The sequence below is a fragment of the Ignavibacteriales bacterium genome, from assembly GCA_026390815.1.
Classification (GTDB): Bacteria; Bacteroidota; Ignavibacteria; order Ignavibacteriales; family SURF-24; genus JAPLFH01.
Map to the genome: position 1 here is coordinate 113,355 of JAPLFH010000007.1, position 22,139 is coordinate 135,493.

19 protein-coding genes are annotated in these 22,139 nt (G+C 33.6%); 14 read left to right on the forward strand and 5 right to left on the reverse strand.

All coding sequences use genetic code 11. From position 1 onward, the window contains the following. Positions 1-46 precede the first annotated feature (46 nt). From NTX22_02975 to rpmA, 13 genes are all read left to right on the forward strand, one after another. Positions 47-379 carry a hypothetical protein gene (locus NTX22_02975; GenBank protein MCX6149469.1) on the forward strand — a complete coding sequence of 111 codons (333 nt, stop codon included), beginning with the start codon at positions 47-49 and terminating at the stop codon, positions 377-379. Between the two features lie 67 nt (positions 380-446). After that, entirely contained in the window at positions 447-1,007 is a 561-nt protein-coding gene (locus tag NTX22_02980; protein ID MCX6149470.1) for a class I SAM-dependent methyltransferase, read from the forward strand. A gap of 572 nt (positions 1,008-1,579) precedes the next feature. After that, the gene (locus NTX22_02985) at positions 1,580-4,123 is read left to right on the forward strand and encodes a TonB-dependent receptor (protein MCX6149471.1); all 2,544 of its coding nucleotides are present in this window, start codon (positions 1,580-1,582) and stop codon (positions 4,121-4,123) included. 51 nt (positions 4,124-4,174) lie between these two features. After that, positions 4,175-5,356, forward strand: coding sequence for an exodeoxyribonuclease VII large subunit (xseA, locus tag NTX22_02990; GenBank protein ID MCX6149472.1), 1,182 nt, complete (start codon positions 4,175-4,177; stop codon positions 5,354-5,356). Beyond that, entirely contained in the window at positions 5,353-5,586 is a 234-nt protein-coding gene (gene xseB / locus NTX22_02995; protein MCX6149473.1) for an exodeoxyribonuclease VII small subunit, read from the forward strand. Before xseA ends, xseB begins: the two co-directional genes overlap by 4 nt. 119 nt (positions 5,587-5,705) lie before the next feature. Next, positions 5,706-7,625, forward strand: a complete 1,920-nt coding sequence (gene dxs / locus NTX22_03000; protein ID MCX6149474.1) for a 1-deoxy-D-xylulose-5-phosphate synthase — start codon at positions 5,706-5,708, stop codon at positions 7,623-7,625. Further along, complete coding sequence (locus tag NTX22_03005; protein MCX6149475.1) at positions 7,625-8,626, forward strand: Gfo/Idh/MocA family oxidoreductase; 1,002 nt, start codon at positions 7,625-7,627, stop codon at positions 8,624-8,626. The genes dxs and NTX22_03005 overlap by 1 nt, the downstream gene beginning before the upstream one ends. Before the next feature lie 8 nt (positions 8,627-8,634). Beyond that, positions 8,635-9,333 (forward strand): response regulator transcription factor, encoded by a 699-nt coding sequence (locus NTX22_03010; GenBank protein ID MCX6149476.1) that lies wholly within the window; start codon positions 8,635-8,637, stop codon positions 9,331-9,333. Further along, complete coding sequence (locus tag NTX22_03015) at positions 9,317-10,345, forward strand: ATP-binding protein (protein MCX6149477.1); 1,029 nt, start codon at positions 9,317-9,319, stop codon at positions 10,343-10,345. Before NTX22_03010 ends, NTX22_03015 begins: the two co-directional genes overlap by 17 nt. 86 nt (positions 10,346-10,431) lie before the next feature. Further along, positions 10,432-12,081 carry a glucose-6-phosphate isomerase gene (pgi, locus tag NTX22_03020; GenBank protein MCX6149478.1) on the forward strand — a complete coding sequence of 550 codons (1,650 nt, stop codon included), beginning with the start codon at positions 10,432-10,434 and terminating at the stop codon, positions 12,079-12,081. Further along, a complete protein-coding gene (locus tag NTX22_03025; GenBank protein MCX6149479.1) occupies positions 12,071-13,033 on the forward strand; it encodes an alpha/beta hydrolase in 963 nt (320 codons plus the stop codon). The genes pgi and NTX22_03025 overlap by 11 nt, the downstream gene beginning before the upstream one ends. Before the next feature lie 171 nt (positions 13,034-13,204). Beyond that, positions 13,205-13,513: a 50S ribosomal protein L21 gene (rplU, locus tag NTX22_03030; protein MCX6149480.1), complete on the forward strand. Its 309-nt coding sequence runs from the start codon at positions 13,205-13,207 to the stop codon at positions 13,511-13,513. A gap of 11 nt (positions 13,514-13,524) precedes the next feature. After that, on the forward strand, positions 13,525-13,779 hold the full coding sequence (gene rpmA / locus NTX22_03035; GenBank protein MCX6149481.1) for a 50S ribosomal protein L27: 255 nt from the start codon (positions 13,525-13,527) through the stop codon (positions 13,777-13,779). A 122-nt stretch (positions 13,780-13,901) separates the two neighbouring features. Here rpmA and mdh read toward each other — a convergent pair whose 3' ends face one another. From mdh to NTX22_03060, 5 genes are all read right to left on the reverse strand, one after another. Beyond that, entirely contained in the window at positions 13,902-14,867 is a 966-nt protein-coding gene (gene mdh, locus NTX22_03040; GenBank protein MCX6149482.1) for a malate dehydrogenase, read from the reverse strand. A gap of 116 nt (positions 14,868-14,983) precedes the next feature. Continuing rightward, positions 14,984-15,394: an ATP-binding protein gene (locus NTX22_03045; GenBank protein MCX6149483.1), complete on the reverse strand. Its 411-nt coding sequence runs from the start codon at positions 15,392-15,394 to the stop codon at positions 14,984-14,986. A 143-nt stretch (positions 15,395-15,537) separates the two neighbouring features. Beyond that, a complete protein-coding gene (locus NTX22_03050; protein MCX6149484.1) occupies positions 15,538-17,436 on the reverse strand; it encodes a hypothetical protein in 1,899 nt (632 codons plus the stop codon). Positions 17,437-17,567: 131 nt separating this feature from the next. Next, positions 17,568-18,551, reverse strand: coding sequence for a hypothetical protein (locus NTX22_03055; protein MCX6149485.1), 984 nt, complete (start codon positions 18,549-18,551; stop codon positions 17,568-17,570). Continuing rightward, on the reverse strand, positions 18,535-19,932 hold the full coding sequence (locus NTX22_03060) for an MBL fold metallo-hydrolase (protein MCX6149486.1): 1,398 nt from the start codon (positions 19,930-19,932) through the stop codon (positions 18,535-18,537). The genes NTX22_03055 and NTX22_03060 overlap by 17 nt, the downstream gene beginning before the upstream one ends. A 186-nt stretch (positions 19,933-20,118) precedes the next feature. Between NTX22_03060 and NTX22_03065 the strand changes: the two genes are divergently transcribed. Beyond that, a complete protein-coding gene (locus NTX22_03065) occupies positions 20,119-22,035 on the forward strand; it encodes an AMP-binding protein (protein ID MCX6149487.1) in 1,917 nt (638 codons plus the stop codon). The last annotated feature ends 104 nt before the right edge of the window (positions 22,036-22,139 follow it).

Sequence of the window (22,139 nt, forward strand, 5' to 3'; positions counted from 1 at the left end):
CAAGAAAAACAAAAATGGGCATGTTCGATGTGTGGAAATATTATTTGTGTTCACAGAAAAAATTGTTTGGTTTGCGGTGGTAATAGAGATTTTAACGTTAGTAGCTATGGATTATAAACACCACACAATTGAACCAAATAGAACCAGGATTTTAAGATTTGATCTACCAGTGTATATGTTTCATGGTTCAGATGATGCAAACTGTCCGGTGGAAGGAATTATTCAATTAAAAAAAAAGGCGGAAGAGCTTAATAAAAAAAATATACAAGTATTTATATTTCCCGAACACGGTCATTCTCTGGAGTTTCTAAGTTGGGTAGGAAGAAAATCATTACCAGTTGGATTGAAAACATTGTTTGAGGAAATTGAAAAATTTTAAAATATTGTTTGCCCTTTACAAGGTAAATAAAGTGTGCATCGTAAAACACAACTAAAAAGGAAAGGTTATGAGTAATGATAAGAATCGTGTTTGTCCCGTAGAACTTTCAGGTACTTTGGATAGTAAAATTAGGAGGTGGTTACAAAATCCTCAAAAACTATTAGAGCCATATATTAAGGAAGGAATGAAGGTTCTTGATATTGGGTGCGGTCCCGGTTTTTTTTCAATTGAAATAGCAAAAATGATCGGCAAAACCGGGAAACTATTCTCGGTTGATTTGCAGGAAGGAATGCTTCAAAAAATTAGGAATAAAATACAAGGGACAGAAATTGAAGAAAGAATAACACTTATAAAAAGCGATCAGGAGGAAATCAGTGTACCGGAAAAAGTTGATTTCATTTTAGCTTTTTATATGGTTCATGAAGTTCCGAATAAAGATAAGTTATTCGAAGCACTAAAAAATCTTCTGGTTGAAAAAGGACAATTTCTTATTGTAGAACCTAAGTTTTTTCATGTATCGAAAACAGAATTTGAAATGACAATACAGAAAGCAGAGAAAGCAGGATTCAAAGCAACTAAAGGTCCAAAATTACATTTTAGTTTTTCAGCAATATTAAAAAATGCCTAACGTTATAGTGGAAAGATACCCTGGCTGTCTACCTGGTATGTTATCCAAACGTTCTTTCATTTGCAAGATGCCGGCTAAAAAATAATGATGCTGAATGCCACCAAACAGGGCTACTTAATTAGAATGAGGTTAAGAATGCGGTGCTTAAAAATAAATTAAATTTCTCGACAAAGATTTACTAATCCTTGTGAAGTGTCCAATGAAAATATTTGTTGTGTAATTTAAAATTGAAACATAATTAAAGTAGTACTTACAGAATTTAACTATTAGTTCCTGGTGAAACCGTTGTTTCCAATACATATTTGTTGTGTTGTGGGATAAAAAGAATTTAATCGATTTTTATTACTAAAAACGAGTCTGTAAAATATTTTATTTTAGCAATTCTTTTTCCAAAGGTTTTAATCACTTCTTTATTTCAATTGAAGTTATGGGATACCTTCCTTTTATCAATGTTTCCATTTTAAAATTCCTGTCTGTATTTTTCATGTAAACAATACAGGAGTTATTACAACTTGGGAAATGTTAACATTGTTGATTTTGATTATAATTTTTGATACAAACTTTATAACAGCTTGAAAAAAATAATTTACATTTTCATATCCTTCATTACTTTTACTTCATTTAGCTTCCCGCAAACCGGAAGTATTAAAGGAAATGTATCCGATAAAGATTCACCAATAGCTGGTGTAAGTGTATCTATAATTAATACCGGGCTTGGTGCAGTATCAGATCTTAATGGAAACTATTTTGTTGCCGATATTCCATTCGGAAGATATAAAGTAAAGTTTAGTGTAATTGGTTATCTAACAGATACTCTCGATATTCAAATAACGACTAACAAAACCTTCGAACTAAATGTTGTATTACGGGAAACTATAATTGAAGTTTCTGAAGTTGAAATTATTGGAAACCGGGTGCAGAGACAAAGAGATACCAGAGTAAGCCTGCTTAGCCTAAAACCATCAAGTGCAAGAGTTTTACCCGGAGCAATTCAGGATGTACTAAGAGCATTGCAATCGCTTCCAGGGGTGCTTGCTATTAATGATTTTTCATCTCAGTTGGTTATACGCGGAAGCGGTCCAGATCAGAACTTAATTGTAATGGACGATATCGAAGTATTCAGTCCATACCGGTTATATGGTGTTATCAGTATGTTCAATCCGGAAGCTGTTTCGGATATAAGTTTAATAACGGGTGGTTTCCCGGCAAGATATGGGGATAGACTTTCTGCTGTTCTTGATGTAACAAACAAAGAAGGAACTAAGAATAATCTTTTCAAAGGAAATATTAATGCAAGCATTGTAAGCGCAAATTTAGTTCTCGAAGGAAAAAATCCATTCAACATAAAAGGAAGCTGGTTGTTTAATTCTCGAAGAACTTACTATGATTTAATTATAGAACCGTTTGTTAAAAAGGCTGGACTCGTGGAAGATAATGTGGCATTCCCAAACTTTTATGATTTTCAAGCAAAGCTTACATTTGGACCATTTAGCGGGCACCGGTTTTTACTTAACGGAATTTTATCGCGTGATGCAGTTCATGTTGTAAGCGGAGCAAAAAGAGTAACCCCGGATAGTGTGGCAATACAAGATCAAACTAAAAATGATCTGGCAGGATTCGCATGGCATTATTCTCCAACACAAAAATTTCTTAATAAAGTAATTTTATCCTGGTATCGCAATGGAGGCGATTCTGGTTTGGATGCAGAAGTTCTGGATCCATCTATCGATCGCGATAGATTTAAAGGAGCAATACCGGATACGCTTGCTGCATACCTGGTTGGGTTTGGTTTTAATTCAACTTACGCATACCGCAAATATTCCATTGATGATAAATTTATTATCAATTGGGGAAGCAATGAGTTTGAAGCTGGTGCTGGGTATGATTTAATGCAAACCACTATCGATTTAAACTTCAAACTCTCACCGGAATTTCGGGCGGTACTTGTAAACAATCCAAGCTTTCGTGCGGCATTTAGCAGTTTAAAAGATGTTAAAGATTATTCACGCAGCCGGTTCTATGTCCAAAATAATTTTAAGGTTTCGCAAAATTTATTTCTGCAACCTGGTTTACGTTTTGATTATTCCGGTATTCTGGATAAATATTATATTGCTCCAAGATTTTCCTTCTCGTACGCATTTAATAATATAACAACGCTGCGTGCTGTCTGGGGAATTTATTATCAATCACCCGGATATGAAAAGATGCGGGACGCATATGTTCTTTTTGATTTAAGTGAAAAAAATACTAAAACTCTGCAGGCAGAAAAAGCAACTCATTATGTTTTAAGTTTAGAAAGATGGCTTAGCGAAGAATGGCATGCAAAATTTGAAACTTACTTCAAAAAGTTTGATGATCTGATAGTTCAAAAAAGAATTGTTGGAACAAAGTTTTTTACTGAGTCAATTCCCGGTAAAGACCTTCGCTTTAAAGATGCCTGGACAAGTCCCGTTCCGATTCGTGCTGATTCAACTACCCAAGTTCCAGTTAATAATTCTAATGGAGAAGCTTATGGATTTGAGTTTCTTTTAGAAAAGAAAAACGTAGTTGGTTCAAATATTTTATCCGGTTGGATTTCCTACACACTGGCATGGGCAAATAGATACGAGGAAAATTATAATTTCCCATTTAGGTTCGATCAAAGACATACTATAAATATTGTTCTTGATTACCAGGCTAACAATTGGTTGACAATTGGATTACGATTTCAGTTTGGGTCTGGATTTCCTGTAACTCAGGCAATTGGAATTAAACCACGTGTAATTCTAAAAGATGAAAACGCAGACGGTATATCGGAAACCCCGGAGATTGTTACTGTAAGAAATTATTCGGATCCTTCAACTGGTCCTGTAGTTGTGTACGATATAGATTATGGTGGAAGAGAAAATTATTTTAAATCAAGAAAACCAGACTATCATAGACTCGATTTAAGGTTTACGGCTGCAACCAACTTTTGGGGATACGATTGGAATTTTTACCTTGATGTCATAAACGTTTACAACCGGACAAATGTAATTAATTATGATTATTTTGTTACACCTGATTTAAAACTTGGTAAAAGAGCAACCGGTATGTTCCCGATTCTTCCAACGTTTGGATTTAATGTTAAATTTTAATGGCTAAAGAAATGTCATTTCTTGTAAGATAAAACATTTCTAAATTTCAATATGAACGAAATACTTACAGTAAGCGGATTAACAAAACTGATAAAACTAACTCTTGAAGAAGAGTTTACGGATATATCTGTTGAGGGAGAAATTTCTAACTATAAAGCTCATGTTTCGGGGCACTGGTATTTCAATCTTAAAGATTCCACCGCAGTAATTAATTGTACGATGTGGCGTGGATTAAACAGTTATGTTTTCTTTACACCAACTGATGGAATGAAAATTATAGTTAGCGGAAGAATTACTGTTTATCCACCGCGAGGCAACTATCAATTAGAAGTTCGTTCAATGAAACCAGCCGGTGAGGGTGAACTGCAGGCAGCATTTGAAAGATTGAAAAGGAAACTTCAAGCAGAAGGATTGTTTGATGAACAATTCAAAAAACCAATTCCCTCTTTCGCTAAAAAAATTGGAATTGTTACTGCAATTGATGGTGCTGCATTCAGGGATTTGATAAGCATTGCACGTAGAAGATTTCCATTGATTGAATTAGTCATCGCTCCTTCCAAAGTTCAGGGAGAAGGCGCCGCTATATCGATTGTTGAAAGTATTGAGATGTTGAATACTAAGAAAGATATTGATCTGATAATTGTTGGCAGAGGTGGTGGTTCATTGGAAGATCTTTGGGCTTTTAATGAAGAAGCAGTTGCCAGGGCAATCTTCGCATCAAATATTCCTGTTGTTAGCGCCGTTGGACATGAAGTTGATTTTACAATTGCTGATTTTGTTGCTGACTTACGTGCTGCAACACCTTCTGCGGCAATGGAAATTGTAACACCAAACCAGGAAGACTTAATGAATTTTTTAGAAGAATTTTCGTTAAAATCAACCGAGATTATTTCATATATTTTAGATGACAAAAAGAAAATGATATGGAATATTATGAACTCGTACGGTTTTAGAGTTCCGCAAGATAAGGTGAAAATAAAAATTCAGGAATTAGATAATCTTTTTTATAGAGTACAACAAAAGATCGATGGTAAATTGAACTCTATAAAAAACAAATTCCAGCTTTTAGTTAAAGATCTCGAAGCGAATGACCTTAAGAAAATTTTGAAGAAAGGATTTGTTCTTGTTAGGCAGGATACCAAAATAATAAGTCGTGCAAAACAATTTGATGGGAACCTACCTGCATCATTAAATTTTTACGATAACGAAATTGTAGTGAAAAAAACTTTATGAAAAAAAACAATGTAAAATCATTTGAAGATTCTTTAAAAAGATTAGAAGAAATTTCAAATTTACTTGATAGCGAAGAAGTTGGGTTAGACCAGGCAATATCTCTTTATGAAGAGGGAATTGAGCTTTCTAAAATTTGCATGAACAAATTGAAAGAAGCCGAATTGAAAATTTCTTCATTTAAGAAAAATCTGGAAGACAATACAATTGAAGAAACTGAATTTGAAGAATAAATGAATTACTGTCGACTTAATCATATTTTTTAATAGTATGCTTAAGCAAATTGTTTTTGATAATTAGGTCTTGTATTAAAGCATCATAAGAATTAAGTTGAATAGCACACAGGCAAAGGATGGATGACGAAATTAAATATAAATTACTTTCCAAGATAAACTCTCCAAAAGATATTAGAGATTTTGATTCTGGTGAGCTTAAACTTTTATGTTCAGAAATCAGGGAATTTTTAATCGATGTAATTTCGCAGGTTGGCGGACATTTTGGCGGTGGTCTTGGCGCCGTTGAATTAACTGTTGCACTTCATAAAGTTTTTGACACACCGAATGACATTCTTGTTTGGGATACAGGTCATCAAGCTTATCCTCATAAAGTTCTTACAGGTAGAAAAGATTCCCTTAATACAATCAGGCAATTAAATGGTCTAAGCGGCTTTCTTAAAAGAAGTGAAAGTGAATACGATGCATTTGGGGCAGGGCATGCTTCAACCTCAATTTCAGCAGCACTGGGTATTGCGCTTGCACGCGATTTAAATAAGGAAAGCAAGAAAGTAATTGCTGTTATTGGTGATGGAGCAATGACTGGCGGGATGGCTTATGAAGCTATGAATAATGCCGGAGTTCGTAAATCTGATTTAATTGTTGTACTCAATGATAACAATATGTCTATTGGTCCAAACGTATGGCAGATTTCCAATTATTTTACTGAAATGATTTCCCACCCCGAATATAATAGATTCAAAGCACGCATTTGGGACTTGACTGGAAAGATGGATAATTTGGGAGACAGGGTTAGAAAAATTGCAGCTAGAATTGAAGGAGGAATTAAGGCAGTTATTACTCCAGGTATGCTGTTCGAAGCTTTAGGTTTCAGATATTTTGGACCGGTGAACGGGCACAATGTTACACAATTAATAAAATTATTTGAGCATGTTAAGCACTTGAAAGGACCGATTCTTATCCATGCATTAACGCAGAAAGGAAAAGGTTACAAACCAGCTGAAGAACATGTTCAGCGTCTTCATGCTTCTACTCCATTTGATAAACTTACCGGCAAAGCTTTTAAAAAAGTTGGGGCGCTTCCATCTTTTACAAAAATATTTGGTGAAGCTATAGTAGAAATTGTAAAAGATAATCCTAAGGTTGTTGGTATAACGGCAGCAATGCCGGATGGTACAGGGATGGATATTTTACAAAATGCTTTCCCTCAAAATTATATTGATGTTGGAATAGCCGAAGAACATGCTGTAACTTCAGCTGCCGGTATGGCAACACAAGGAATAATTCCTGTTGTTGCAATTTATTCAACATTTCTTCAACGCGCTTTCGATCAAATTATTCATGATGTTGCATTGCAAAAACTTCATGTAGTTTTTATTTTAGATCGCGCCGGACTGGTGGGAGCTGATGGTCCAACTCATCATGGTACTTTTGATTTATCGTATCTTAGATTGATTCCGAATATGGTAGTTATGGCTCCAAAAGATGAAGTTGAATTGCGCAATATGCTCTTTACCGCTATCGAGTATAAAGACGGACCTGTTGCAATCCGCTACCCACGTGGTAATGTTTTCGGGCTTCAGATAAAAAATGGATTTGAAAAAATTGATATTGGGAAAGTTGAAATTTTGAATACCGGAGACGATGTTGCGATTCTCTCAGTTGGTTCTATGGTAAACAATTCTTTAAATGCGGCGGAAATACTCAAGGAAAATGAAATTAATGCTGAAGTTGTAAATATGAGATTTATAAAACCGCTCGATATAGAATTTCTTGATAGAATTGCTTCCACACATAAAAAAATTGTTACTTTAGAAGAGAATTCTTTGATGGGCGGTTTTGGCAGCGCTGTGGTTGAATATTTTGCTGATAAAAATTATCGAAATGAAATTCTACGATTAGGAATACCGGATAAATTTATTGAGCACGGAACGCAACAAGAATTGCATAAACTACTCGGACTGGATGCTTTGGGAATTGCCGATAAAGTTAAACTCTTTTTGAAAGGAAAAGCAACTCACCAGGAGATAATTTTATAATGGGGAAAAAGAAAATTGCAATAATTGGCTTGGGCGGAATTTCACAACTGGTTCATTTGCCAATTCTTTCTAAATTTAAGGATATTGAAATTAATGCTGTTTCTGAAATAAATAAAAACAGATTAAATGTTGTTGCTGATAAATTTTCTATTTCCAACAGGTACCAGGATTATAACAAAATGCTGGAGCAAGTAGAATTGGATGCCGTTATTATCGCGACTCCAACGAACACTCATACACAAGTAGGCATCGATTGCCTTAAAGCCAAAAAAAATATTTTTGTTGAAAAGCCAATAGCCAGAAGATTTGATGAAGCTGAACTAATAAATGAAGAAGCAAAGTTGAATAAGAGAAATGTAATGATTGGAATGAACCAACGATTCAGACCGGAATCAATGCTTTTGAAAAGTATTATTAAAACTGGTGAACTTGGGGATTTATATTTTTTAAAAGCTGCCTGGGCAAGAGAGCAAAGCAGCAGAGAAAAATGGATGTTGAAGAAAAGCGAATCTGGTGGTGGTGTTCTTCTGGATTTGGGTATCGTCCTTTTAGATTTAGCAATGTGGTTATATGATTACCGCAGTGTAAGTACTGTTACTGCCCAACATTACTTTCATTATACAAAAGAAGTTGAAGACACAGCTGTTGCTTTTATCAGGTGTAAAGATTCTTCTGTAATTGGTATCGAAGTAAGCTGGGTGCCAAAACCAGTTAAAGAACAAATGATACTTACAGTTTATGGTTCCAAAGGTTGGGCGCAACTTAATCCATTAAAAGTTTATAAACGAATAAATGATCAGTACATCGATTATTCTCCTGCACAGTTGAAAGATGAAAAAGGGATCTTCAAAAAATCCTATGAAAATGAATTGAGATATTTTATTGGTGCTCTTAGAGGCGATTTTCCATATATGTCTACCAGCGAAGATGCCGTGCTGAGAATGTCCTTAATAGAATCTATTTATAAATCTGCTGAAACAAAAACCGAAGTTAAAATTTAAGGCTGGATATGAAGTCTAAAATACTATTAGTCGATGATGAACACGATATAATTGAATTTCTCCAATACAATTTGGAGCAGGAAGGATTTGATGTTATTTGTGCTTATGACGGAGAAGATGCATTACAAAAAATTATTGAAAAGCCGGATCTTATTATTCTTGATGTTATGATGCCAAAACTTGACGGCTATGAAGTATGTAAAATTATTCGTCAAAAAAAGGAATTTGAAAATACTCCAGTAATTTTTTTAACAGCAAAATCCGGTGAAAAGGATGAGATAAAAGGACTTGATCTTGGAGCTGACGACTTTATACAGAAACCGATTTCACCAAAGAAATTAATTGCACGTGTAAAATCCAACTTAAGAAAGTTGGAAAGTTTATCTGAATTCAATCTACCAGGAAAATTAGTAATTGGAATTCTGGAAATTGATCGGGAAAAATATATTGTAAATATTGCTGGCGATGATTTGGTTCTCCCAAGAAAGGAATTTGAAATATTAAATTACCTTGCCACTCATCCAGGTAAAGTATTTAGCAGAGACGCAATTTTGCGGGATGTTTGGGGTACAAATGTTTTTGTTGTTGAAAGAACAATTGATGTACACATTAGGAAAATAAGAGAGAAGTTCGGGAAATATTCAGAAATGATTGAAACAATAAAGGGAGTTGGTTATAAATTCAAAAGCATTGAAAAACATTTTTAACAATATCTTTTCTTCAAGATTTTTTGGAAGTGGAATATTTGCTGCAAGTGCATTGTTATTTTTTATTTGTTCCTTTTCTTTTTCTATCAATGGTTATAATATTATTTATTTGTTTGTTATCATCCTTATTTTTGATATCGCAATCCATTTCATCATTAGCAAAAAACGAAATACAGAAATAGAAAAAATAAAAAATGTTATCCAATCAATAAGAAACAACAACTTTACTTCTCCGGATGAAATATTGCTTGATAAATCACTTGCAGGGTTGCAGGAAGAAATTCAAGCGATGTTTTTGAAATCGAAGAATGATATTGATAATCTTAAACGACTCGAACGAGTGCGAACGGAATTTCTTGGTAATGTTTCCCACGAACTTAGAACACCAATTTTTGCTATACAGGGATTTTTAGAAACTCTTCTCGATGGGGCAATAGATGATCCTAAGGTGAATAAAAGTTTTCTAAAGAAAGCAAATAACCACACTGAGAATTTAAACCAGCTTTTAAATGATCTGATTGATATTTCGATGATCGAATCCGGTGAGATGCACTTGAGTTTTCGTTATTTCAATATCAAAGAATTTCTTGAACAAATTGTGTTTGAAATAAAGCATTTGGCTGAAGAAAAAAATATCGAGCTGTTGCTTCTTCATGGTAATGAAAATCTCCAACTATTTGGTGATAAGAACAAACTTAAACAGGTTATGATTAATCTGATTCAGAACGCCATAAAGTATACAGAGCAAGGAAAAGTTGAAGTAATTATTGAAGAGAAAGATAAATTTGCCAAAATAATTGTTAAAGATAGCGGAATAGGAATTGCAAAAGAGAACTTAAATAGAATATTTGAACGATTCTACCGGGTCGATAAAGACAGGTCGCGCGCAATTGGTGGTACAGGTTTAGGATTAGCAATTGCAAAACATATAATCGAAGCACATTCATCCAAAATAGAAGTTGATAGTGATCTGGGAAAAGGTTCAACCTTTTGGTTCAATTTGAAAAAATAAATATTGTTTTATAATTTGAATCATCCAGAAATTACTAGTGGATTTCAAAAGATAAATAAAGCATTAAAAAATCAGCGGAGTTAACGATGTCTCAATTATCTAAATCGGAAATCTGGCAGAATCTTAAGAAACATCAAAAGAAAATATCAAAAATTCATATGCGGGATATGTTTAAGGAAGATCCAAAAAGATTTGAGAAGTTTTCATTAAAGGTAAATGACATTTTACTTGATTACTCAAAAAACAGAATCACAGAAGAAACGATGAATTTATTCATTCAGCTTGCTGAATTTTCGGATCTTAAAGCCTGGACACAAAAAATGTTTTCCGGGGAAAAGATTAATTTTACTGAAGGCAGGGCAGTTTTGCACACAGCTTTAAGAAACCGTTCAAATAAACCAGTTTATATGGATGGGAAAAATGTTATGCCGGATATAAACTCAGTGCTAAATCATATGAGAGAATTCAGTAACTCAGTACGTAGCGGTGAGTGGAAAGGATATTCTGGAAAACCGATTATCGATGTTGTAAATATTGGAATTGGCGGTTCTGATCTTGGACCGGTTATGGTAACGGAAGCGCTGAAACCATATTCCGATTCCGGATTGAATGTTCATTTTGTTTCTAACATTGATGGAACACATCTGGCTGAAGTGCTAAAAAATATTAAACCGGAAACAACTTTATTTATTGTTGCATCCAAAACATTTACTACCCAGGAAACTTTAACAAACGCAATCTCTGCTAAAAACTGGATTTTGGATTCTTCAAAAGATGAATCAGCGGTTGCAAAACATTTTGTTGCTCTTTCAACAAATGAAGTTGAAGTAGTAAAATTTGGTATCGATCCTAAAAATATGTTTGAGTTTTGGGATTGGGTTGGTGGTAGATATTCACTTTGGTCTGCAATTGGATTATCCATAGCCATTTATATTGGAATTGATAACTTTGAACAACTTCTTGCCGGCGCGTTTGAAATGGATGAACATTTCCATCATCAACCTTATGAGAAGAATATGCCAGTAATCTTAGCTTTACTTGGTATCTGGTATAATAATTTTTTCGATGCAGAGACACATGCAATTCTTCCATACGATCAATACTTGCATCGCTTCCCGGCTTACTTCCAGCAGGGAGATATGGAAAGCAATGGCAAAAGTGTTTCTCGAGATGGTAAGAAAGTAGATTACTCAACGGGCCCAATAATTTGGGGTGAGCCTGGCACGAATGGACAGCATGCTTTCTACCAGTTAATTCATCAGGGCACAAAATTAATCCCCTGCGATTTTATCGCGCCAATCGAAACTCAAAATCCAATTGGCGATCATCATGTTAAATTGCTTTCTAATTTTTTTGCACAAACCGAAGCAATGATGAAAGGAAAGTCAAAAGAAGAAGCGAGGAAGGAATTAGAAAAATTTGGACTGGCTGAAGAAGAACTTGAAAATCTTTTACCACACAAAGTTTTTGAAGGGAACAAACCTACAAATACAATTCTTGTTAATAAGGTTACACCAAAAACTCTCGGTTCCATAATTGCTCTTTATGAACATAAAATTTTTGCGCAAGGGATAATCTGGAATATTAATTCATTTGATCAATGGGGAGTAGAACTTGGGAAACAACTTGCAAAAGTTATTTTACCGGAATTGGTTAATCAGGAAAAGATTAAGGCTCACGATTGTTCTACCAACGGACTAATAAATTATTTCAAAGAAAACAAAAATGATTATTAAAAAAGGAAATTTTATTATGAAGTATTTTGGATTTCGCCTTTTAAAAATATTTATTTCAATAAGTTTGTTCTTCTTACTCACATCGAATGTAAAAGGACAGGTTAAAACCATACCCGTTTGGTCGAATGGAATTCCGGGTGCGATAGAAAATAATGATTATAAAGAGGGAACTCTAAAAACTTCAATAGATCATATTGCAAAAGTAACTGAGCCAACTATTTCAATTTATTCCCCACCAAAGGATAAATCAACAGGAGCGGCAATAATTATTTGCCCTGGTGGGGGATATGCTATGCTGGCAAATGGACACGAAGGTAAGGATATTGCAGCATGGCTTAATGAATTAGGTATTACTGGAGTCTTACTTAAATATCGTCTGCCAAGCGATGAAATCATGAAAAATAAAAGTATTGGTCCGCTGCAAGATATTCAGGAAGCAATTCGTATCATAAGACGCAATGCAAAAGATTTTGGGATTGATGTTAAGAAAATTGGTGTTATAGGTTTTTCTGCTGGCGGACATCTTGCATCAACAATAAGTACGCATTATTTAGAAAAAGTTTATGAATCTGACACAACAAGCTGTCGCCCCGATTTCTCTATTTTAATCTACCCTGTCATTTCAATGGAATCAAACCTTACTCATTCTGGTTCAAGAGAAAACCTTTTAGGTAAAAATCCAGGTAAGGATTTGATAGATCATTTTTCAAATGATCTTCAGGTAGATGAAAACACTCCTCCTGCTTTTCTTGTGCATTCTGCCGATGATAATGTTGTTTCTGTGCAAAACAGTATCAATTACTTTTTAGCTTTGAAAAAATTCAATGTTCCAGTAGAACTTCATCTTTATGAAAATGGTGGACATGGTTTTGGTCTTGCAAAAAATGGAGGAACAGAATCTACTTGGGCTGAATCATGTAAAAACTGGCTAAAAGCAAGAGGAATACTTTAATTATTCGCAAATAGAAGGGATTTAGATCTTAATATTCGCTTTAAATGTTGATGTGATCAAACTGATGAATTAAATATTGATGATACAATTTCTTTTTCAGGCAATAATTGACTTAACCGCATAACTTTTCGTATATTTAACACTCAAATTTTAGAAAGTGGAGGAATATTAATGTTCGCTGTGGTAGATATATTAGGGCAGCAGTTTAAGGTAACTGAAAAGACAAAATACTATGTGCCGAAGCTTAAAGCCAATGTTGATTCAGAAATTGAATTCGACAATGTTTTGTTACTAACTGATGATAACGGAACCAAAGTAGGCACTCCAACCGTTACTGGTGTAAAAGTAACTGCAAAAGTTTTGGAACACTTGAAAGATGATAAAGTTATTGTTTTCAAGAAAAAAAGAAGAAAAGGCTACAAAGTAAAAAAGGGTCATAGACAGCAATTATCAAGAATTGAAGTAACTAAGATAGCATAAAGAGGTAATTTATGGCACATAAAAAAGGACAAGGTTCATCCAGAAACGGTCGTGATAGTAACTCACAACGTCTTGGAGTAAAGCGTTTTGGTGGCGAATTAGTTTCTGCTGGATCGATTCTGGTTAGACAAAAAGGTACAAAATTCCATCCTGGCGAAAATGTTGGAAAGGGAAGCGATGATACTTTATTTGCAAAGATTGAGGGTAAGGTTAAATTCGAAACAAAAAAAGCCGATCGAAAATATATCAGCGTTTACGCTGCTTAAATAAAAAGTCCACCTTTCGGTGGACTTTTTTTTGTAAAAATTAGCAAAAATATTTCTCCATTTACAACTCGAATTATTAGAAACTAAAAATGCCCAGTTTATTAAATTTTATTAATTGAGTTTTACAATCCTAACCTGTTCATATCTTCAACTAACTCTTTAACTGATTTAACAGAATTATCAAGAGCAGCTTTCTCTGTTTCATTAAGACTAAGCTCAATTATCTTTTCTACTCCATTCGAACCAAGGATGGCAGGAACTCCAACATAAAATCCGCTAATTCCAAATTCACCACTTAGGAAAGCACAAACTGGGAGTAATCTTTTTTCATCATATATTATTGATTCAGCCATAGCAATTGCTGAAGAAGCTGGTGAATAGAATGCCGAACCAGTTTTTAGTAATTTTACTATTTCACCACCAGCCATTTTAGTCTTTTGCACCATTGCTTCCATAACTTCTTTAGCTTTTATTGCATCGTTATATTTTCGTTCAAGCATTTCCATAACGGGAATACCATTAACATTTGCATATCTAACCAGCGGAACCATTGTATCTCCGTGTCCGCCAAGAACCATGGCATTAATATCTTTTACAGAAACACCTAATTCCCAGGCAATAAAAGATGCAAAACGAGAGGAATCAAGAACTCCTGCCTGACCGATAACATGGTTTGATGGAAATCCAGTAATCTTTTGAAACAGTGTAACCATCGCATCAAGTGGGTTGGAAATAATAATTGCAATTGAATCCGGAGCATATTTCTTAACTCCTTCAGCAACATCTCTCATAATCTTTGCATTTGTTACTAATAAATCATCACGACTCATTCCAGGTTTTCTTGGTAAACCTGCAGTAACAATTACAAGATCAGCTCCCTGAACATCAGAATACTGGTTTGTACCAATCACGTTTACATCAAACCCATCAATACGGGAAGCCTCAGCAACATCAAGAGTTTTTCCCTGCGGTAAATCTGTTACGATGTCAAAAAGAATTACATCAGCGAGCTGCCTTTGCGCAATTAACTGAGTTAAAACACCACCAATCTGTCCACCACCAATTAAAGCAATTTTTTTCCGAGACATTCTGCCCTCCTTTTAGTATTTAAGTTTTATAATGTTGAAAAATATAAATAAAATAAATGGGAATGCAAAAAATTTACGAAGAATGTTCAGGTAGATAAAAAGAAAAAATTAAAAAGCTAAAGTTTCATCACAAGAAATAGTTCAGTTCCTTTAGGTGTAAAATTATAGTTAACCACATCCATACAAGTATTCATAATATATAAACCGCGCCCGCTTTCTTTATAAAGATTTTCTGGTTCGGTAGGGTCCGGTACCTCTTTGGGATTAAAACCATTGCCTTCATCTTTAATTACGGATTTAATTTCAGAATCAGAAACTGAAATTGAAATTTTTACTTTTTTTTCAAAATTACCTTTATTACCGTGCATCATTCCATTTGTAGTTGCTTCGTTAATCGCAAGGACCAGGTTGTTTTGCTTAGTCTTTTCAATATTATTTTCAGTGCCAATCTTTTGTAAAAATTCCTCTATTTCCGGAAGGTAGTTTGGATCACTATGAATTTCTATGTAATATTCTTTTACAGACAAAATTTCTCCGTAACTATGTATTAGGTGTGTGAAAAATAATAAAAATATTTTACTTTTCAATCTTTCAATGCTAACAAGTCTGTCGTTCTCAATTATAGAAAGTACACCGCAAATTTAATTACATAAATGGTGATAAAATTTTTCTACAAATTCCAAAACATCTGAACATTTAAATTTGCTAATTCGCGTCTTTTATTATCTGTCTTGATAAATTCATACCAACCATATAATCTTATATTTAATTTTTTTAAAATAATTGAAATTTCTGCAAGTGGGCCCACACTTCTATAGTCGGATTCTTTTGATCGTAAATTACTTTTATACATATAAGTTTTAAGAGTTAAATACCGGATACCTATTCCATAAAATAATCCTAAAATCTTTACATTAAGTTTAGGCTCAATATAAATTTCTTCAAGGTCCCTAATAGGTCTTCCAGAAAAATTTGTCCATTTGAAATCACCTTGTTCAGATAATTTAATATAGCCATAGAAATTAAAAAATAATCTATTTGTTAATCTGATTGATGATGAGTCCTGGTACGATAGCTGCCGGAATGAAAAACTTCTATAATTTGGATTCAAATCCTCAAAATCATATACAGTATAATTGGATGAAACCTCAAAAAGATTTCTAGAAGAAATATTTTTACCATTATAATTACCTCCGCTGCCCAACCTAATTACCCGCTGATAATTATTATTTGAACTTCTTTCAGAATAGATGTAGACAATATGATTAAGACTTCCCTCAAGATTTATAAAAACATCAAAGAACGGATTCAATTTTCTTATGTAATATAATCTAACAATTGAAAGCAATTCATCTCTATCGTCAAAATTATTTTTACTGGGTGTATCGTATTGTAATTTGTTATGGAGCAAACTAAAAGATAAGGTGTCAACAGTGGAAATTCTATATCTGCCACTTAATGAGATTGAAATTCTGTCTGCCCGATTATTCTTTTCACTTTCTGTAGAGGATCTTTCCTCAAAAGCTTTTTGTCTTTCATCAAAAAGGAATACATTTGATTCACCGAAATTTTTGGTTAAATGTCTTTCATCTCTTTCAGAATACATTAATCTGATATTGCCATCGAAATCTGTTGATTTAATATTTCCAGTTGATTCAAATTCCAACCTGAATTCATTTACTTTAACATCAAAAATTGAAGATGAGATATTTGCTACCGAGCGATACCTGGTGTCCCGATCAATATCTCTCCAAACAACTCTGCCTATTAAATCAAAAGAAAATGGATTTGTTGAATTATAAAATGCAATTTTGTCCTGAAGAAAATAGTTCGATTCAGTTCTTGATTGAATGTTATTTGTTATATTAAAATCATTTGATATGGCTGAATCTGCTTTAAAATAAAAATCCTTTCTGCTCTGCTGAAAACTTGAACTAAGTATATTTCTGAAAGATTCATCAAAACTGTTGGAAAGATTTAGATTAAAATAGCGTAAAGTATTTTTGCGTGGAGAAATGTCATCGTTAAGAAATTTAAAAGTGGAATGAATTTCAAAATCTGATATTGTTAGAGATTTAACGAGTGCTTCGGCACCATATAAATAACCTGCATCATTTTCTCCAATTTGTCTATTGATTGAATAACCGAAGTGTGGTGCTATAGTAACACTATCATAGGGTCTCCACCTTGTAAAAAAGGAAGCACTGAAAATTGATGCCTCATTTAATCCAAGTTTTCTATCATCCGATAAAATATTATTATTTAAGAATATTCCTGTTTGGAAATTATTATGCAAAGAATATTCAGTTATGAAAGAGAAGTATTGTTCATCTTTAATGCTTTTAGGATTTAACTTGATTAAAGTTGAAAAATAATCTTCGTAAAGACCAACAAAATAATTTCCAAAGTTTTCATTTAGATAAAGTGAATTTCTGAGATTATAGGTACTTAGTTGTTTGTCAAATCTAGTAGAAAAAATGTTTGCTGGTCTGTTGGTTGAAGCAAAAATTAAACTATCACTTCGTATTTGTGCGTAGCTAAATTGCCCACCTAAACAAAAAAAGATCATTACTAAAATAATAAAATTTAACTGTCGGTTTATTTTACAAGAAGTTTGTGAAATTGGAATAATGGAAAATAGAAAAATTTTAATAGTCTCAAATTTCGTGATCGCAATATTCCAATGTCCCATCATTCTGTTCACTGTTTTATTATAAAGCTGAACAAATTGGTAATACTATTTGGCTCTAAACTGTTTGCTGAATAAGTAGCAATCCTCCAGTAATAAATTGTATTGGCAGTAATATAATTTGCATCAAACGAAATTGAAATTGTATCATTTACAACAGAGCTTTCAAATTCTTTACTCCAAATTTCTCCAAAGTATTGGTTGGTTTGAACAACAATTTTATATCTTGTTGGGAAGGGAAGTGCCGTAATTAAAAAATTAGTAAAGTAATTTACAGTGCTGTTATCTTTAGGAAACAGAATTTTTGGTGTACCTAAAATTAAATCAGAAACTTGCAGGCTGGAGTTACTTTCTAATCCACCTTTATCTATCGCTTTTATTTTAAAGTAATAGATTTTATAAAGCTCCAGATTATTTTTATCAGTAAACGAATTTACTTTTGTATTACCAATGAAAGTATTGTTATCTGGATTAAAATCCGGGGATTCACTTCTGAAAACTAAATATCCTGCAACATCACTTTCAAAATTCGCATCCCATTTTAAAAATATTGAAATACTATCAATCCAATTCCTCGCATTTATTTCTAAATTTCTTGGTGTATCTGGTGCTTTATAATTAATGGGTTTTTCCGAAACAATATTGCTTCTTCTGCTTTCTTTATTTTCATTATCAACAGCAGATATGTAATAATAGTAAGTTGAATCGTAGTACAGAGAATCGTTATAGAAATAATCGCTTGATGTAAAATAAATTTTTATAAAATTAGCTGTGTCATTTATACTTCTGTAAATATTATAACCTTTCAAATCAACTTCACTATTTCTTTTCCATTCCAGACCAATAGTTCCGTCCTGGGCGTAAAAAATATTTAAATTAGCTGGAACCGCTGGCGGTAAACCATCATCATTAAAATTATTGCTGGTTACTCTATCGCATCCAAAAACTATTGGAAGAATGAATAACAGAAAATATTTTTTAAAGCTTAAAGACATCACCTTTTTCAGGAATGGTAATATTTGCAAATTCTATAGAATTTAACCTGTCTTTAAATTTTAGCTGCTGATCATAATCTCCGTGTACCAGGAAAAAGTTTTGAATCCTACTTTTATCAAGCAGCTTGCAATAATCAATAAGTTCATTAGAATCCGCATGTGCACTCAAAGAGTTCATAACAATAACTTCAGCATTTAAATGGAATTCCTCACCAAAGATTTTAATTATCGGTTCTCGTTCTACAATCCTTCTTCCAAGTGTGTGTTCAGCATTATAGCCAACAATTAAAATTATGTTTTTAGGATCTTCCACATTATTGGCAAGGTGGTGAAGAATTCTTCCAGCTTCAGCCATTCCTGAACTGGCAATAATCATACATGGTCCGTCAATATCATTTAGCTTTTTTGAGTCAGCAACATCTTTAATGTATGTAAGTTTGTTGAATCCAAAAGGATCTCTATGTTTTAATATGAATTGAGAAGTTTCATAATCAAAACATTCCGGATGCAGCCGAAAGACTTCTGTTATGTTTACAGAAAGCGGACTATCTACAAAAACTGGAATTCTTGGAACAGCACCACTTTCAAAAATATTGTTAAGTGCGTAAACTAATTCTTGTGTTCTTCCAACACTAAAAGCTGGAACAATTATCTTAGCTTTCTTTTCAATCGCTTTTTGTATTACACCCGCAAGTTTCATTTCTGTTTCATCTGCAGTGTCATGAAACCTGCCGCCATATGTGCTTTCACAAATAAATAGATCAACATCGGGAATTTTTTCCGGATCCTTTAGAATTGGCATATTCGGTCTGCCTAAATCTCCGGTGTAACCAAGCTGGATTAATCTTCCATTCTCATTAATAACGATCAAAGTTAAAGCCGAACCCAAGATATGTCCGGCATCAAAAAAAGTTATTTTTATTTCCGGGGTAATTTCAAACTCGCGATGATAATTTATTCCAACGAAATGTTTAAGCGATTCTTCAACATCCTCGTTAGTGTAAAGCGGAGTAAAAGGATTTTGTCCATTTTTAATCCTTCTTTTATTTACAAAAGCAACATCTTTTTCCTGAATGTAGGCAGTATCTTTTAACATTATTGTTGCCAAATCCCGCGAGGCAAACGTAGTGTAAATATTTCCGGTAAATCCATTCTTACTGAGGTTGGGAATATTGCCCGAGTGATCAATATGTGCGTGGGAAAGAATTACAAAATCAATTTTGGAAGGATCAAAAAGATCGAAATTTTTATTTAGTTCATAGGCTTCTTTTCTTTTTCCCTGGTACAAACCACAATCTAAAAGAAAGGTTGTTCCATTGGTTTTAATCAGATGCATTGAACCGGTAACTGTGCGGGCAGCGCCAATAAATTGAATTTCCATATTCACCTTATTTTTAATTCAAAACTATCTAAAGTTGGTTAGAGATTCAATGATGATATGAAAATTCTTTCAACTATTATCTGGTATTCAACATTCCGAATCCAACATAATCAAATGATTTTCTTGTTATAGTCTAACAATATTTTTAATTTCGCAAAGTAATTTCATCAAATAAGGATTTTAAGTATGCCCGAAAGAACAATTCCAGCAATGTTTGAAGAAAGTGTTCAAAAATATTCCGGCAATGTTTTAATGTGGGAAAAGAAGAATAGTATTTATGAAGGTTTAACTTACAAAGAGATGCGGAAGATTGTACACAGTTTTGCTGCTGGTTTAATAAGGTTGGGAATTGGGAAAGGTGATAGACTTGCATTAATTTCTGAAGGAAGAAATTACTGGGTGATGAGTGAATTAGGAATCCTTTACGCCAGTGCTGTTAACGTTCCTATCTCGGTTAAGATTGATGAGCTGAATGATTTGAAATTCCGCATTTCACATTCAGAGTGTAAGATGGTTATTGTTTCCCAAAACCAGGTTGCCAAGATTAGAAAAATAAAACGCGAACTTCCTGATTTGCAGAAAATTATTCTTCTTGATAAGCTTGATAGTTTTGAAGAAGATGAAATTTTTGTTGAGGATGTTTTCAAATGCGGTGAAGAGTTTATAAAAATGCATCCGGAAGAATTTTCCAAAACCTGGCAAGAGCTAAAAGAAAATGATTATGCAAACATCTGTTATACATCGGGTACAACTGCCGATCCTAAGGGAATAATTTTAACTCACAGAAATTATACTGCAAACGTTGAGCAATCATCGGCGCTTCTTGTAATTCCGGAATGGTACACTTCGCTTTTGGTTTTACCATGGGATCATTGCTTTGCACACACCGCCGGCATTTATACATTGATGAAGAATGGAGCCAGTATGGCTTCAATTCAACTTGGTAAAACACCGTTGGAGACTTTGAAAAATATCCCAATAAATATTAAAGAAATTAAACCAACTTTTCTTTTAAGTGTTCCTGCACTTGCAAAAAACTTTAGAAAGAATATTGAAAAAGGAATTAAAGAAAAAGGATTTATAGTTGAGCACATATTTAATGATGGTTTGAAAGTGGCTTATGCATATAACGGAATAGGTTGGAATAAAGCAAAAGGCTGGCGGAAACTTTTAAAACCATTAATGAAATTCTACGATAAAATTCTTTTCAGTAAAATCCGTGAAAGTTTTGGAGGCAGATTGGAGTTCTTTATTGGCGGTGGAGCCTTGCTTGATATTGAACTTCAGCGATTTTTTTATGCACTTGGAATTCCGATGTTCCAGGGGTACGGACTTTCAGAATCATCACCTGTAATTTCCTGCAATGTTCCATTGAAACATAAACTTGGTTCATCTGGATTTATTGTTCAAGATCTTGAATTAAGAATTTGCAGCGATAAAGGAATTGAATTACCAATCGGTGAGAGGGGAGAAATAGTTGTTAAAGGCGAAAATGTAATGGCTGGTTATTGGAAGAATGAAAAAGCAACTAAAGAAACCATTCGTGATGGCTGGCTTTTTACCGGCGATCTTGGTTATTTGGATAAGGATGGATTCTTATATGTTCTTGGTCGTGATAAAAGTTTGTTAATCGCCAGTGATGGTGAGAAATATTCTCCGGAAGGAATTGAAGAAACAATTACAGAACATTCACCGTACATTGATCAGATTATGCTTTACAATAATCAAAGTCCTTACACTTCGGCGCTGGTTGTTCCAAATAAGGAAGCTTTAGTACGTATGATAAAAGAAAATCATTTAAGTGTTGATACAAAGGAAGCGCAGGAGAGAATTCTAAAAACTATTGAAAATGAAATCAACCATTATAAAAACAATGGTAAATATGCAGGAATGTTTCCGGAGAGATGGCTTCCTTCTGCAATTGCAGTTTTGGAAGAGCCGTTTACTGAACAGAACCGTTTTCTCAATAGTACCCTTAAAATAGTTAGAGGAAGAATTACGGAGCATTATAAAAGAGAATTGGATTTTCTTTATACTCCTGAAGCAAAGAATATTTGTAACCAACATAATATCGATGTCATTAAAAAATTATTAAATAATTAAAACAGATTTAGAATAAAAACCGGAATCAAAGAGAAAAATGCTAAACGATGATTTATGATTTCATATATAAGGAAGAAGGCTAAGCAAAATCAATCTGCTCTTGG

Excerpts from the sequence above, each read along its gene's own strand:
- NTX22_02980 (MCX6149470.1), top strand. The coding sequence starts at position 447 with ATGAGTAATGATAAGAATCGTGTTTGTCCCGTAGAACTTTCAGGTACT.
- xseA (MCX6149472.1), top strand. The coding sequence starts at position 4,175 with ATGAACGAAATACTTACAGTAAGCGGATTAACAAAACTGATAAAACTA.
- xseB (MCX6149473.1), top strand. The coding sequence starts at position 5,353 with ATGAAAAAAAACAATGTAAAATCATTTGAAGATTCTTTAAAAAGATTA.
- dxs (MCX6149474.1), top strand. The coding sequence starts at position 5,706 with ATGGATGACGAAATTAAATATAAATTACTTTCCAAGATAAACTCTCCA.
- NTX22_03005 (MCX6149475.1), top strand. The coding sequence starts at position 7,625 with ATGGGGAAAAAGAAAATTGCAATAATTGGCTTGGGCGGAATTTCACAA.
- NTX22_03010 (MCX6149476.1), top strand. The coding sequence starts at position 8,635 with ATGAAGTCTAAAATACTATTAGTCGATGATGAACACGATATAATTGAA.
- pgi (MCX6149478.1), top strand. The coding sequence starts at position 10,432 with ATGTCTCAATTATCTAAATCGGAAATCTGGCAGAATCTTAAGAAACAT.
- NTX22_03025 (MCX6149479.1), top strand. The coding sequence starts at position 12,071 with ATGATTATTAAAAAAGGAAATTTTATTATGAAGTATTTTGGATTTCGC.
- rplU (MCX6149480.1), top strand. The coding sequence starts at position 13,205 with ATGTTCGCTGTGGTAGATATATTAGGGCAGCAGTTTAAGGTAACTGAA.
- rpmA (MCX6149481.1), top strand. The coding sequence starts at position 13,525 with ATGGCACATAAAAAAGGACAAGGTTCATCCAGAAACGGTCGTGATAGT.
- mdh (MCX6149482.1), bottom strand. The coding sequence starts at position 14,867 with ATGTCTCGGAAAAAAATTGCTTTAATTGGTGGTGGACAGATTGGTGGT.
- NTX22_03050 (MCX6149484.1), bottom strand. The coding sequence starts at position 17,436 with ATGATCTTTTTTTGTTTAGGTGGGCAATTTAGCTACGCACAAATACGA.
- NTX22_03055 (MCX6149485.1), bottom strand. The coding sequence starts at position 18,551 with ATGTCTTTAAGCTTTAAAAAATATTTTCTGTTATTCATTCTTCCAATA.
- NTX22_03060 (MCX6149486.1), bottom strand. The coding sequence starts at position 19,932 with ATGGAAATTCAATTTATTGGCGCTGCCCGCACAGTTACCGGTTCAATG.
- NTX22_03065 (MCX6149487.1), top strand. The coding sequence starts at position 20,119 with ATGCCCGAAAGAACAATTCCAGCAATGTTTGAAGAAAGTGTTCAAAAA.